Source organism: Chroococcidiopsis sp. CCNUC1, assembly GCF_023546805.1.
GTDB lineage: Bacteria > Cyanobacteriota > Cyanobacteriia > Cyanobacteriales > Chroococcidiopsidaceae > Chroococcidiopsis > Chroococcidiopsis thermalis.
The window spans coordinates 688,173-702,499 of sequence record NZ_CP097480.1 but is presented as its reverse complement, the minus strand read 5'-3'; the positions used below and the strand labels follow the sequence as shown (position 1 = coordinate 702,499).

General features: G+C 43.6%; 14 protein-coding genes and 1 pseudogene. 11 read left to right on the top strand and 4 right to left on the bottom strand.

Annotation, left to right across the window (positions count from 1 at the left end; translation table 11 throughout):
- The first annotated feature begins 71 nt into the window (after nt 1-71).
- From M5J74_RS03320 to M5J74_RS03310, 3 genes and pseudogenes are all read left to right on the top strand, one after another.
- Nucleotides 72-431 carry a response regulator gene (locus M5J74_RS03320; RefSeq protein WP_015152710.1) on the top strand — a complete coding sequence of 120 codons (360 nt, stop codon included), beginning with the start codon at nt 72-74 and terminating at the stop codon, nt 429-431.
- Entirely contained in the window at nt 391-1,041 is a 651-nt protein-coding gene (locus M5J74_RS03315) for a chemotaxis protein CheC (RefSeq protein ID WP_051033153.1), read from the top strand. Before M5J74_RS03320 ends, M5J74_RS03315 begins: the two co-directional genes overlap by 41 nt.
- Before the next feature lie 58 nt (nt 1,042-1,099).
- Nucleotides 1,100-2,395: pseudogene (locus M5J74_RS03310) on the top strand (ATP-binding protein); the annotation flags it as partial.
- A gap of 103 nt (nt 2,396-2,498) precedes the next feature.
- Here the strand turns inward: M5J74_RS03310 and M5J74_RS03305 are convergent.
- Nucleotides 2,499-3,275, bottom strand: coding sequence for a YdcF family protein (locus tag M5J74_RS03305; RefSeq protein ID WP_015152707.1), 777 nt, complete (start codon nt 3,273-3,275; stop codon nt 2,499-2,501).
- Between the two features lie 568 nt (nt 3,276-3,843).
- Nucleotides 3,844-4,686 (bottom strand): prephenate/arogenate dehydrogenase, encoded by an 843-nt coding sequence (locus M5J74_RS03300; protein ID WP_015152706.1) that lies wholly within the window; start codon nt 4,684-4,686, stop codon nt 3,844-3,846.
- A gap of 115 nt (nt 4,687-4,801) precedes the next feature.
- On the opposite strand from M5J74_RS03300, the gene M5J74_RS03295 reads away from it, so the two are divergent.
- Nucleotides 4,802-5,404: a DUF1517 domain-containing protein gene (locus M5J74_RS03295; protein ID WP_015152705.1), complete on the top strand. Its 603-nt coding sequence runs from the start codon at nt 4,802-4,804 to the stop codon at nt 5,402-5,404.
- Nucleotides 5,405-5,454: 50 nt separating this feature from the next.
- Here M5J74_RS03295 and M5J74_RS03290 read toward each other — a convergent pair whose 3' ends face one another.
- Nucleotides 5,455-6,309, bottom strand: coding sequence for a DUF1361 domain-containing protein (locus tag M5J74_RS03290; protein WP_250015351.1), 855 nt, complete (start codon nt 6,307-6,309; stop codon nt 5,455-5,457).
- Between the two features lie 227 nt (nt 6,310-6,536).
- Nucleotides 6,537-6,692 (bottom strand): hypothetical protein, encoded by a 156-nt coding sequence (locus tag M5J74_RS03285; RefSeq protein ID WP_181245476.1) that lies wholly within the window; start codon nt 6,690-6,692, stop codon nt 6,537-6,539.
- Between the two features lie 129 nt (nt 6,693-6,821).
- Between M5J74_RS03285 and M5J74_RS03280 the strand changes: the two genes are divergently transcribed.
- The 7 genes from M5J74_RS03280 (at nt 6,822) to M5J74_RS03250 (ending at nt 14,305) form a co-directional block, all read left to right on the top strand.
- Nucleotides 6,822-7,616: an S-adenosyl-l-methionine hydroxide adenosyltransferase family protein gene (locus M5J74_RS03280; RefSeq protein WP_250015343.1), complete on the top strand. Its 795-nt coding sequence runs from the start codon at nt 6,822-6,824 to the stop codon at nt 7,614-7,616.
- A gap of 3 nt (nt 7,617-7,619) precedes the next feature.
- The gene (locus tag M5J74_RS03275; protein ID WP_015152701.1) at nt 7,620-8,279 is read left to right on the top strand and encodes a DUF2301 domain-containing membrane protein; all 660 of its coding nucleotides are present in this window, start codon (nt 7,620-7,622) and stop codon (nt 8,277-8,279) included.
- A 290-nt stretch (nt 8,280-8,569) separates the two neighbouring features.
- Nucleotides 8,570-9,259, top strand: coding sequence for an ElyC/SanA/YdcF family protein (locus tag M5J74_RS03270; RefSeq protein WP_015152700.1), 690 nt, complete (start codon nt 8,570-8,572; stop codon nt 9,257-9,259).
- Between the two features lie 349 nt (nt 9,260-9,608).
- Complete coding sequence (locus M5J74_RS03265) at nt 9,609-10,754, top strand: glycosyltransferase family 4 protein (protein ID WP_015152699.1); 1,146 nt, start codon at nt 9,609-9,611, stop codon at nt 10,752-10,754.
- 5 nt (nt 10,755-10,759) lie between these two features.
- A complete protein-coding gene (locus M5J74_RS03260) occupies nt 10,760-11,908 on the top strand; it encodes a glycosyltransferase (protein WP_041462336.1) in 1,149 nt (382 codons plus the stop codon).
- Nucleotides 11,905-13,164 carry a glycosyltransferase family 4 protein gene (locus tag M5J74_RS03255; protein ID WP_106218155.1) on the top strand — a complete coding sequence of 420 codons (1,260 nt, stop codon included), beginning with the start codon at nt 11,905-11,907 and terminating at the stop codon, nt 13,162-13,164. Before M5J74_RS03260 ends, M5J74_RS03255 begins: the two co-directional genes overlap by 4 nt.
- Nucleotides 13,142-14,305, top strand: coding sequence for a glycosyltransferase (locus tag M5J74_RS03250; protein WP_106218154.1), 1,164 nt, complete (start codon nt 13,142-13,144; stop codon nt 14,303-14,305). Before M5J74_RS03255 ends, M5J74_RS03250 begins: the two co-directional genes overlap by 23 nt.
- The last annotated feature ends 22 nt before the right edge of the window (nt 14,306-14,327 follow it).

Genomic DNA, 14,327 nt, shown 5'->3' with positions numbered 1-14,327 from the left:
TGAGTGATGCGTGAAATACTTTCTGTCGATCTTTTCGATAATATGATAGGTAATAGCTTAGAAGATCGGCAATGATATCTGTTTTGATAGTTGATGATGCTGCATTCAGCCGCCGGATGATTCGCAAATTTTTGCAAGCTGATGGCTATGAGATTTGGGAGGCGACTAACGGTAAAGAAGCATTAAGTATTGTTCGCGATCGCGCTCCAGATTGTTTAGTAACAGACATTCTCATGCCTGACATGAATGGGTTTGAATTGCTCCACACTTTAAAAGAACAGGGATTGGCTATTCCCACAATTATTATCTCGGCAGATATTCAAGAAAGTTCTCGTCAGCGAGGATATAACTTAGGAGCAACTGCTTTTATCAATAAGCCACCAAAAGAAGATGAGCTACGCCAGACCGTCCGACAAGTTTTTAGCTTCTAGAGGATCTCTCGTGAAGCAGTTGACAGAAGACCAAATTGATGCAATAAAAGAATTGATTAATATTGGCGTGGGTCGAGCTGCCAGTCTCTTAAATGAAATGGTTGGTTTTCCCATCTGCCTGGAGATCCCCTTCATTCAGGTATTGACTGTTGAAGATTTGCAGCAAGAATTAATTGCTAGATTTAATAGTAACTATTTAGCTACTGTAAGGTTGGGATTTACTGGCTCTATTAATGGCAGCGCAGAGCTAGTATTTCCTACCGAGAGTGCATCAACACTCGTATCTATTCTCACAGGAGAAGATCTAGGCTCTCCCGATCTTGATGCAGTAAAAATTGGCACTTTAACTGAAGTGGGCAACATTGTCATTAACGGGGTAATCGGTTCGTTGGGCAATCTGTTGAAGCAGCGGATGAATTACTTAATTCCTACATACACGGAAGATACTGTAGAAAATTTATTTGCTGCTGTTGAACCAGATGACTCCACAATTGTATTGGCGCAAGCAAGTTTTACAATTGAACAGCTTCAAGTGATTGGCGATCTTATTTTTATATTTGAATTGCAAACGTTCGACCAACTCATTGCAGCGATCGAAGAAGTGTCATAGTTATTAGAGATACAAGTTTAGCGCTGAATTTTTTTGCGATCGCCATTTATTTTTGAGTATGCAGCAACTGCAACAAGCCCAGCAGAATTTTAGTATTCTAGACCAAGTACCTTTAGGGGCTTGTATTTTGCGTTCGGATCTAACGATCTTGTTCTGGAATAGCTGCTTAGAAGAATGGACTAAGCTATCTAGAGCTGAAATGTTAGGGACTTGTATCGGCGATCGCTACCCCCACTTTCATCAAACTCAGTATGCCAACCGCTTGCAGCAAATATTTCAAGGGGGACCCCCCACAATCTTTTCTTCTCAGTTACACAAACACGTCATTCCCGCCTCTCTACCCCAAGGGCAAATGCGCATTCAGCATACAACTGTCACCTCGTTACCTGCTTTAGAGGGGGATGAGTTTTACGCCCTATTATCAATTCAAGATGTGACAGATCTCACATTTAGAGTCCAAGAATATCGCCAGATGCGCGATCGAGCATTGGTAGCTCAGGAAACAGCAGAGAAAGCAAACCGCGTTAAAGACGAGTTTTTGGCGATCGTCTCCCACGAGCTTCGGTCTCCTCTCAACCCAATTTTAGGTTGGTCGCGACTGCTGCGAACAAATCAGTTAAATCCTGCAACAATCGATCGCGCTCTCGATACCATCGAACGCAATGCCAAGCTACAAGCACAATTAATCGAAGATCTATTAGATGTCTCCCGCATTCTGAGGGGCAAGCTGAAACTTAATTGGGAAATAGTCGATCTGGCAAATACAATTACATCTGCCTTAGATACCGTAGTTCTGGCAGCAGAAGCAAAATCAATTCAGATTGGACTCAGTTTGAACCCTAATGTAGGAATGGTGCGGGGTGATAGCAGCCGTCTTCAGCAAGTTGTATGGAATTTACTTTCTAACGCAGTTAAATTTACCCCATCTGGCGGACAGATAGAGATCTCGCTCGCACGAGTGGGGAGCAGGGACGAGCAGGAAGCAGGGAGCAGGGACGAGCTGGGAGCAGGGGGAAGAGAGCAGAGGAGCAGGGGAGCGGAGGAGCAGGGGAGAATCACAACCAATTACCCATTACCCATTACCCATTACCAACTACCAACTACCAACTACGCCCAAATCCAAGTGAGCGATACAGGTAAAGGCATTAGTGCAGATTTTCTCCCCTACATATTTGAATATTTTCGACAGGCAGACAGTAGCATGACTCGCGCCTACGGCGGTTTAGGACTTGGTTTAGCGATCGCTCGTCAATTAGTCGAGCTACATGGCGGTACAATTTGGGCAGAGAGCCACGGTGAGGGTATGGGGGCAACATTAACGGTACAGTTGCCGATTTATGAAGGGAGCAGGGAGTAGGGAGCGCACGAGCAGGGGAGCAGAGGAAGCAGGGGAGCAGAGCGGAGGAGCAATTCTAGCCACTAGCCACTAGCCACTAGTCACTAGTCACTGATAACTCTCAACCGTTTGCTGCTTGCTGTTGAGCTATGTACGGGTTTTGCTCCATTTCTGCATTCTGAGGCTGCCAGTATCCTTTGATACCATAGTTAAATAAACCCATGTATTCGTAGAAAATCATCATTGCCCTTCTTGTTGGTGGCAAGTTTGCAGGCAAAGGAGTAGGACGGGGAAAAACGGTGAACCCCAGACTGCGAAACGTTAGTAGCGATCGCATCATATGTGGCGAGTCCGTGATCAAAACGATTCGCTTCACTCCCATCGGTTGCAACATCGCCGCTGTAAATAGTGCGTTCTCTTCTGTTGTCTGAGAACAACTTTCGGCTTTCAATACTGACTTGGGGACTCCTTCCGTTTTGAGCATCTTCACAATATCTGCTCCATCCCCTGCACCACTGGCAAAAATTAGGGGAGCGCGTTTGCTTTTCCACAGGTCAGCAGCAACCTCTACTCTAGACTTTCTCATGTACGCACCGCGACCTAAAATCACGATCGCATCTGCTTTCCTACCCGGATCTTCAGGTAAAAAGGCAATTAATCCCTTACTGGCGATCGCGACTGTAGCCGGAAAACTAACAAGAAAGTAAGCTACTAGCGATAAACTTCCCATCACCAACATGTAACGCTTCCAACGCCATTTGGGAAAAAATTTGACTAGCAGAATGAAAGCTGTTAGCGGTATGACAACCAGTACGGGAGTCATCAGCCAGTGGGAAAGCGTTGACTTCAAGACAAGCCACTGGCTCAGAGGACGAGCGCATAAAGCAGGGTCTAGCATTGAAGTTACCCTCAGCAGTACAAATACTTACTATATCATTAAGCTATGTAAACATACTAGATAGATTTATAACTTTTCGCTACGAGTTATAAACCTTAGATCTACTGTTATTTATCTGTAAATTTCAGTGTTGCAATATACATAAATTACTAAATTAAGAATACAGAAGATGGGAGACAAAGCATTCCCAAATTTAAGACCTCCTAGCCTCTTTTTATGTTCCTGCATTTTCGAGAATACACGTATCGATTTATATTTATGTAGTTATATAAGCATTCTTAGGAATACAATATAATTGCAACCTGCAATCTACCATCGAGCTTTTAGCAGTCAACCGAAACTATTTGCGATCGCTGCCAAATTTCTTCTATTGCCGATCTCGCCCAGTACTTTCTATAGCTTCCGAGCGGATTTAACTTATCTTTAATGAGTAGAAATCAGAAATAAGTCTAGAGATGAATTTGATTTCACTCCAGATTGAGAGATTGTGGAATTGGCAGTTCAAGTGATGAATCTGCCAAAAGTGACTAAAATTTCACCTAATATCTCGCAACTCAAAAGTGTGACATTACTCTCGGAGAAACTTTGGTCTAGCTAGCTGAGTTGAATTTAATTGTTTTTCTAAAGCTTGCCAATCTTCTCGTACAATTAATTGCGCGATCTCATCTAATCGATCGCGATATTGTTGTAGCGATCGCAACAACTCTGGGCGATTGTACCGCGCCATCATCACTCCTAATTCAGGGCTACCACCTCCAACGCGACTTGTATCGCGAAATCCAGAACTAGCAAGTTGTTGTGCTAATTCCAGCACTGCTGGGTTAGGTTCGCTGGCACAAGCAGCAATTAAACTGGCGCTAACCATGACTGGTAAATGAGAAATCCAACTGACGGCGCGGTCGTGATCGGCTGGGTGACAATGATATATAGTAGCTTGGAGCGATCGCGCTAATTGCTCGACAACCTTCACGGCTGTTGGTGGTGTAGTATCAATCGCGGCGATCGCATAAGGTTTGCCGATAAATAATCCTGTTTGGGCAACTTCAATACCACTTTCGGCTTTACCAGCCATTGGGTGTCCGCCGACAAAGTTGTGCCACAAAGGGGCGATCGCGTCTACAATTGGGGCTTTTACCGAACCGACATCGGTTAAAACTGTTGCTGGATCTATGTGGGGAATCAGTTGTTCTACGGTAGGGCGAATCGCTGCCAAAGGAGTGCAGATAAAAATAACTTCTGCGGTTTTGAGACTGGCAAGATCGGCGCTAGCCCGATCGACAGCACCACAAGCGATCGCCTGGGCGCAAGTAGATTCGCGCCGACTGACACCGAAAACTTTGTGTCCTTGCGATCGCCAGTCTAAGCCCAACGAGCCTCCAATCAACCCCAGTCCGATAATACCGATATTCATGACTTGACAATTTTGCTTCCGATCTTACCGTCAATTCCCTTAAATCTAGCGATCGAGGGGGAGAAAGATTTGTGAGAGCGCGATAAATTGAGTAAGAAGATATGGAGGGAAGATTATGAATTCATGGCGCGATCGGATTAATCGAATATCAGGGCGGACTCGGTTTGTTGGCTGTCGGATATTTCTCCATCTTGCAGGGCAAGAAGTAGCACCGCTATTAGGAATTCTCAACCGTCAGGCAAGGGAAGCCATAGACGCTGACGGCGATATTGAAGTCGTAGGTGAAGGTTTGGCAGAAATTTGTCAAAGCTTACTGCAATATGACGAGTATTGGCTCTCTGGGGCAAATGAAGGCGATGTATTCTGGGATGAAGGTGCAGCCAGCGACTATTTCAACGAATTATTTACCGATTCTGCCCAACGCTACTTAAGCGAACCAGATTTAAGTTCCCCCGCTACTACAAATGAAGCTTTTTCCTTGCCCGTTACCCGTAACTTAGTCGTCATGCTGAGTGTAGTTTATGACGGAGAAGTGCCGGAATTAGAAACTAATCTGGCAGATATAAATGCGATGAAGGCTGGATTGAAAGCCCTGATTAATCTACACTATCAAAAAAGATTGTGGGCAATTCAAGTCCAGTTTTCTCCCGCTCAATTTGGCGAAGAACTGACGAACGATCAACTATTACTACATTTTCCCGAATTGGTTCCTTTATAAAAGGAATAGAGCGTAAAAGCAATAGAGACGTAAAATTTTGCGTCTCTACTTTACAACGAATCGATTTTGCCTTCTTCGCGAGCAGAAATAGCTTCTAGACGATTTTTTCCCATAATTCTAAGCGTAACCTGCTTCATCAGCCAGTACAAACCCGTAATAACTGCGAAGGTAACAATCATAATAACAACCGGACGTTTGCCGAATAAATCTTCAACTATAGCAGTAAGGAGAATATCGGGTTGGGTGATAAAATCCCAACTATTAAACCGCAAAAATCTACCTAAATAGACTCCTATTGCACACAAAGCGTGAGCGATCAGCTCTGTGCCCAAAATCCACGTACTTTTACCAATTCTTTGTAAATAAGACCCCTGGTTAATTAAAGATAGTACGTATGCCTCAAATCCAGCTCCCATAAATAATACATATACTGGGATGAGAACCAAAGTAATTAGCCAAACTGAGTGAATATCTCTAATATCTCGATATAAATGAATGATATCAGTTAAAACATACGGTGCGTTCGGTAAAAAAGCAAAAAATACTAAAAATAAAATTGACCAGTTAAAAGTTTGCCAATGCTCTCTAGCGGATGAGATAAATAAGAGATATAAAGGAATACAAACTAAGGGTACGACCCATATTAGCTCGGATGTAACGATACTCATATTGAAACGTAATATATTAGTTAAAACATGACGCGCACTCGGTAAGAAAGTCAACAAATCCAAAAATAATAGCCAAAATAGCCAACGCCGCTTTTGACTTCCTCTAAGAAATAGCCACGCACTCAAAGTTAAAGGAACAAAAGCTAGAAACAAATTCCAGCTCATCCAACGATTATTTTTAGTTAGTACGTGCCATACGTCTGTCATCACGGCTGATAGATCCGGTGGCATAGGCATATCCTCAGTTAAGTTGGTGTTTGAGTAGGAACTTTAACCAACCAGTATAGCTATTCCCAATTGATGCTTAGTGTTCTGAACGCGATCGCGCGGATAGTTAAATAAAGGATATGCAAACAAAAAGGATGCACTTAAGATGCATCCCGCGAATGTCAGTATTTTATCGGTTGTTTGTAATTTCTCAAGTCAGTGGCATCAAACCTTGTGACAAAAACTTAGTTGCAACTTCAGTTGAAGTATCTCATTTCTGCTTCTAGCTGGCGGATGAGATTCTCATCTCCGTTAGCTCTGGCAACATCTAAACGATGTTGTAGACTTTTTTGAATATTCTGACGGTGAGCTTCGGCGGCTTGTTTTACAGCTTGTTGTTTATTTCTGCTCATAGAGAACATTATTTTTACTTATCTTGTTTATGTTGATTTATCCTAACATAGAGAAATTTTAGTAACAATAGCTACAGAAATAAATTTAAACATTTTTAAGACATATTCCAGCAAATGCCTGTAATACAGATGAATTCAAACCGGATTTTGACTTTAACCAGTGATTTTGGCTTCAGTGACGTGTATGTAGGAGTCATGAAAGGTGCGATCGCCCAAGTGAACCCTAAGCTGACAGTTATCGATATTACTCACGAGATCCCGCCCCAGAATCTCGCTGCGGCTAGATTTTGCTTGTTGGATGCCTATGGCTATTTTCCTGATGGAACCGTGCATGTGGCTGTAGTCGATCCTGGGGTAGGTAGCAATAGACGCGCGATCGCCATAGAATTCGAGCATGGATTCTTAGTGGGACCAGATAATGGAATTTTTAGCGGCGTATTGAGTCAAAGCCCTGCGATCGCCGTTGTAGAACTGACTCATTCTCAATACTGGCGCACTCCCCAACTCTCAAAGACTTTTCACGGACGAGATATTTTTGCCCCAGTAGGGGCGCATCTTGCGAGTGGAGTTCCCTTAAGAGAATTGGGGAGAACGATCGATCTTGCTACGCTACTACAGTTAGACTTACCCCAGTTAATCTATACTCCTACAGAAATAATTGGTTGCATCCAATATATCGATCGCTTTGGCAATTTAGTCACTAATATTCCTGGTAGCGACGTGGAAAATCGAACTTGGACAGTACGATTAGGCGAACGAATCGTCCCAGGGTGTCAAACATACAGCAACGTCTCTCCTGAAGCGGCACTCGCCTTAGTTGGTAGTCATGGCTGGGTAGAAATTGCCATCAATTGCGGCAATGCCCAGTTACAATTGCAGCAGCATTGGGGAGATAGAGTAGAAGTGGTTATTAGTGAGAGATAAGTTATGACTCAACAAATAGTATCCGAAACATATCAAGGTCAGTTTGGTGAGTTTACAATCGATAAAAGCGATCGCCTCGGTGTTATTATCTATCGAACTGGCTTAGCGATCGCCGCCCTCAGCTTTGCAATTGGTAGTACTCTAGTTCTGTCGAACCCTCATCCCGGTGTTTTTCCAGCACTCACACCCCTATTTTTCTGTTTTTGCGGTGCATTGGGTGTTAGCTTACTAACTATTCATATATATCTGGCAGTATTGCATCGCGTCCTACAAATATTTTGGGCGATCGGGACGATCGCCGCAGTCGCGATCGCATTGAGTAATAGTACGCCACTTGCTGTCACGGTTTACGAACATCCAATAACTTTATTGGGTGTTGGCTTTATTTTTGCAGCGCTCACAGGAATTTACTTCAAAGAGGCATTTTGTTTTAATCGGTTTGAAACCAAATTTCTCACACCTCTAGTACCAATTCTATTGTTAGGACATTTAAGCGGTATTTTACCGCTCCAGTGGGAACAAATCATGCTTGGTACGTGGGCTGTACTATTCGTTATCTTTGCCATTCGTAAAGCAGTACAACCAATTCCACCTGATATTGGTGATAAATCCGTGTTTGCTTATTTAAAGACACAAAAGACAGCAACAGTAGATAGCCAGTAGAAGTTACCCCTGCGCTAGAAAAACTCACAAAACATGGTTTGAAACTCACTTATAGCGATTCTCGTTATGATGCGATACATTCGTAGGGGCGCACATCTGTGCGCCCCTACAGATCTTGTATTTCATCGAATTGAAAAAGGCTATATCTGTAGTCCGCCTGCGCGGACTTAGTTTTTCTAGTCGCGAATTCTATTCGCCTAATCCTACTAAGTTTGAAGAGTTGACGACTGAAATCGAATTTTGGATTAAAGTAGATTCTACACCCTAAGCTATGCAAAACTACATTTTTAATGGCTGCTAAAAAGCGATCGCAATTCAAACTACTAAATATCACTCTCATTCGACAACAAGAAATATGGTTGCCTACGGTATGGGGATGGTTATTTTTGATCTTATTAACTTTAACTTTATTGACTGTCAGTATTAGTAACTTACCTTCATTTCTAGCTGTTAATCAACCAGTTAACGCTGAAGTTTTGGTCATTGAAGGCTGGCTACCAGACTATGCAGTTAAAGAGGCACTAGCTAGATTTAAACGCGGTTCCTATCGCCAGATCGTGACTACAGGTATTCCGATTGAAAGAGGATGCTACTTAGCTGAATATAAAAATTATGCCGAGCTAGCAGCAGCAACCTTAAAAACGTTAGGATTAGAGTCAGAAAAAATCGTTCCCGTCCCGACACCAGAAGTACGTAAAGACCGAACTTATGCTTCTGCTATTGCTTTTAAACAGTGGTTAGAAAAGGCAAATACACCAATAAAATCGATTGATTTACTAACACTCGATTTACATGCTAGACGAAGCTGGCTGCTGTATCGTCAAGCACTAGCTTCAACCAATACTAAAGTCGGTATTATTGCCATGCCACCCATCGATTACGATCCAAAATACTGGTGGCGCTACAGTGCAGGTGTGCGGAAATTGATTAATGAGTTAGTTGCATATATTTATGCGCGTTTTATTAACTGGAATACTTAAACCAAGTACAAACAGCAATCGCCTTTGCAGCCTACAGAAGTTATTTGTGGCGATCGCCATCGGCTTCCCGTACATGATATAGTTCAAATTTTACTTCTTCTTTAAGAATGCTACGTATATTCTCGTAGAATTCAAATTTTACGTAAAATTGGTAAAAAAACAAGCCGATCGGTGTAAAGATAGTTACATTATAAATATATTTTTAAGTCTTATCTTCTGATGACATCTTTAAAAACGCCATCAGAGACAGATGCAAAGATATTATTCAAAGTTATTCAAATCAGCTAGGTAGTAATCTTCTCCGGCTGCACTTTGCAGTTGATATTTGTATTTCTAGAGGTATCCTTAGGTGGATCGTAGTCATAATTTTCGGATTGCGTGGTTGTTGCCTGTTGCGTGGTTTTATTGGCAGCCAGCGCTTTGCCAATTTACACAGATATTTCCTCAAACTAAAGTATTTACTGGACTTTTTCCTGGTTTTGCACGAGGATTTGACAACTCATTTGTAGTAGAAGTTATCGGTAAATTTCATGTGCTAGAAATGGCGCGAGAAACGACAAGCTACGGATCTAATTTCACATATCTGTCTCCCAGTATTATTTTCCACTTGCTTCGGCTTAGACCTCATGCCATATTTTCTAGTTCTTTTGGCATTTGGACAATTCTAGCACTCCTATTAAAACCGCTTTGTTGGTGGCGAGTCATCATTGCCTATGAAGGTAGTTCGCCTAGTGTAGACTATCGCAATTCAGCATTACGTTTATTAGTTCGGCGACTAATGGTCAAGCTTGCCGATGCTTGCATTACCAACAGTCATGCTGGAAAAGCCTATCTAGTAGATATTCTTAACGCTAAAGACAGCCGCGTTTTCGTTCAGCCTTACGAAATTCCCGACACCAAAACTTTAGCAATTCAGGAAAATCTTGAGTTAAATAATTCTCAAATCCAGCGACCAGTTTTTCTTTTCGTCGGACATATTATTCCCAGAAAAGGATTACAGATATTGCTAGAAGCCTGCCAGATTCTTCAGCAACAAGGTTATCGAGAATACACATTACAAGTTATAGGCAATGGATCGCAACAAGAAGAACTAGAAAAATTCGCTCAAGAGAATCATCTGACTGACTGCATCCAGTGGGTAGGCAGAGTAGATTACAACCTCATCAGTGCTTATTTTCACAATGCTGATGTCTTCGTACTACCAACGCTAGAAGATACTTGGGGTGTGGTGGTACTAGAAGCAATGCTGATGGGTAAACCAATTTTATGTTCTACAGGTGCGGGAACGTCAGAACTGATAGTGCATGGTGAGAATGGCTATGTATTTGACCCCAATCAGCCGGAAAAACTAGCCGAACTCATGTGTCAGTTTATCAATCGCCCGACGGCGATCGCAGACATGGGTAAAAAATCGCAACAAATCATGTGTCAATATACCCCAGAAGCAGCATCAAAATGCCTAGTTCAGGTGACAAACCTAGTTTTAAATAATTGAAATTTATGACTATGAAAAAAGTTGCTATCCTGACGCATGATATTGGAGGTGGTGCGTTCACTAGCTTAGGAACTGCCCTCTCGCGCGGCTTTCAGGAATTAGGAATCAATTGTGAGTTTGTGGTTTTAAAGGCAACTCAAGCAGAAAAAGAGCAATATCCAAACATTAATATAGTTACTCTCAATACTCAACGCACGGCTTTTTCTCTACTCCCAACTGTTCGCTATCTCAAACAAAGTAAACCAGATGTTATCTTTCCAATGCCTTGGTATTTTAATATCACGGCAATTTGGGCAAGGTATCTATCAGGAATTGATAGCCAAATTATTATTGGCGAACACAATATTATTAGCTTAGAAACAGGCATCGAGCATCAAGATAAACTGCACCTGCAATCTCTGCCGATGCTAATGCGGTACACGTATCCCTATGGTGATGGCTTAATTGCCGTTTCTCAAGATACGATCGCCGACTTAGTTGAAACAATTAAAGTGCCACCGCGTATTCCGATGCGGGTCATTTTCAACCCCATTGACCTCGATCGCGTGCAACAACTAGCGAAAAAACCAACCGATCACCCCTGGTTTCTAGACTCTGAAACACCAACCATCGTTACGGTAGCTCGTCTAGCCAAGCAAAAACAACTCGATGTATTGCTGCGTGCTTTTGCCCGCGTTGTCAAGATTCAGCCTGCCAGATTGTTGATTTTGGGTGAAGGACCCTTGCGATCGCAACTAGAAAACCTGTGCTACGAACTCCAAATTGAAGATTGCGTAGCGATGCCGGGATACGACCGCAACCCTTACAGATACATGTCTGCCTGTGACGTATTCGTACTCGCATCCGCTTGGGAAGGATGTCCGATCGCTTTACAAGAAGCAATGGCTTGCGGTGCGGCTGTTGTCGTCAACGATGCCCCGGGCGGATCGAAGGATCTGATCGAATATGGGAAGCACGGAATGATGGTAGCTGCTGGAGATTCAGAAGCACTGGCAACAGGAATTTTGCAAATCCTCAGCAACTCCAGCCTCAAGCAGCATTATCAAAACCAGGCGCGTAAACGGGCGCGAGACTTTCAGTATTTGAAAATCGCTCAGCAATATTTAGATTTCTCTACCACTGGGTTAGTCCGCCAAGAGGTACTGTGTCGATGAAGATTCTATTGTCTGCCTATGCCTGCGAACCAGGTCGAGGAACTGAACTAGGGGTAGGCTGGAACACAGTTCGAGAGGTTGCCAAATATCATCAAGTTTGGGTACTAACTCGACCTGATGACGGTCGCGAGGCAATTGAAGCAGAGTTAGTCCGTCATCCAGTCTCCAACCTGCATTTTATCTATTTCACCTTACCAATCTGGGGTGGCGGTTGGAAGTGGGGCAATGGAGCTTTCCAAATCCACTACTATCTCTGGCAGATTCAAGCTTATTTTGTTGCCCGTCAACTGCATCGTCAAATTGGCTTCGACTTAATTCAGCACGTTACTTTTGTTAAGTACTCTAGTCCTAGTTTCCTCTCTCTGATACCAGTTCCCTTCATTTGGGGTCCTGTGGGCGGCGGCGAAACTGCACCAAAGGCTTTTTGGCAAGATTTTAGCTGGAAAGGTAAGGTCTACGAAATACTGCGTGACTTCTCTCGTCGTTTAGGAGAACTCGATCCGTTTGCTCGTTTGACAGCCAGACGCTCTGTCTTAGCTTGGGCAACTACTGAGGATACGGCGCGACAACTCTCTCAAATGGGAGCGAAAAACGTCAAAGTCCTTTCCCAAGTCGCTTTACTCCCAGAAGAGATCGCCCGTCTGAGTCAGAGTTATATTTCTAGCGATCGCCCAGTTCGGTTTATTTCTATTGGTAGATTGTTGCATTGGAAGGGGTTTCACCTGGGACTACGTGCCTTTGCTCAAGCAGATTTACCCTCTGATGCCGAATATTGGATTGTGGGAGACGGACCCGAACGAAAACGGCTGCAAATTCTCGCCCAAGAGTTAGGGATTATCTCTCAAGTCATGTTCTGCCCTGAGATGTCCCGCGATCGCATCTGGCAAATGATGGCAGATGCACGAGCATTGATTCATCCTAGTTTGCACGAATCTGGAGGATTTGTCTGCTTAGAAGCAATGGCAGCAGGTCGTCCGGTTGTCTGTCTCGATTTAGGTGGACCAGCGGTTCAGGTCACCGAGGCAACAGGTTTTAAAGTCCCCGCAATCGAACCTCAGCAAGCTGTTGCAGGTATTGCTGATGCTATGTCTCGTCTGGCAAACGATGCTGAACTGAGTGCCGAATTGGGCAAGGCAGGACAGAAGAGGGCAAACGAGCTGTTCAACTGGGCAAATAAGGGTCAGCAATTAGTTCAGTGCTACGACAACATTCTCAATCGACAAACAATTCCCCATGCGTATTCTCACAGTTCATAACTATTACCAACAACCAGGTGGTGAAGAACAAATCTTTGCTACCGAATCGGCTCTTTTAGAAACACGCGGTCATCAAGTACATCGCTACACGATTCACAACGATCGCGTTGAGGGGATGAATCCTCTAACTCTGGCGAAAAAAACAATCTGGAATAACGATGTATACCGCGACCTACGGGCGATCGTCCGCCAGGAACGACCAGAGGTTGCTCATTTCCACAACACTTTTCCTCTGATTTCTCCAGCCGCGTATCACGCCATGAAAGATGAAGGTGTACCAGTCGTCCAAACTTTGCACAATTATCGTCTCTTATGCCCCAATGCTCTGTTTTTTCGCGATGGCAAGATTTGCGAAGACTGTTTGGGAAAATGCGGTGCTATACCTGGCATCGTTCGCGGTTGCTACCGAGATAGTCAAACTGCGAGTGGAGTTGTAGCGGCAATGGTGAACTTGCACTCGATGATGTGTACTTGGACAAAAACAGTAAATGTATTCGTAGCGTATAGCCATTTTGCTTTGCAGAAATTCGTTCAAGGTGGCTTACCGGAGAAAAAAATTCAATTTAAAACTAATTTTCTACATCCCGCTCCCGCACCAGGAACAGGACGTGGTGGATACGCTATTTTTGTCGGGCGGCTTTCGCCAGAAAAAGGTTTAGGGACGCTACTAGCTGCTTGGGAACAATTGGGCGGAAAAATCCCTTTGAAAATTGTTGGCGATGGACCGTTAGCACCTCAAGTTATTGAGGCAACAAAGCGCGTACCAGGAGTGGAGTGGCTAGGACGCAGACCGTTGGAAGAGGTTTACGAGTTAATGGGAGAAGCTACTTTGTTGATTTTTCCTTCTGAATGGTACGAGACTTTTGGCAGAGTTGCGATCGAGGCTTTTGCCAAGGGAACTCCTGTAGTAGCTTCAGCAATTGGTGCGATCGCCGAGTTAGTTACGCCTGGGCAAACCGGACTTCATTTTCTTCCAGGTAACACCCAAGACCTCGTAGAGCAAGTAGAGTGGGCTTTATCACATCCAGAAGAACTGATGCAGATGCGCCAAGCAGCTAGGGCTGAATTTGAGACTAAGTATACTGCGGAGGAAAACTATCGTCGCATGATGGAAATTTATACCTTAGCTCCTCATGTCTAACTTACATGTAGCAGTATACAGC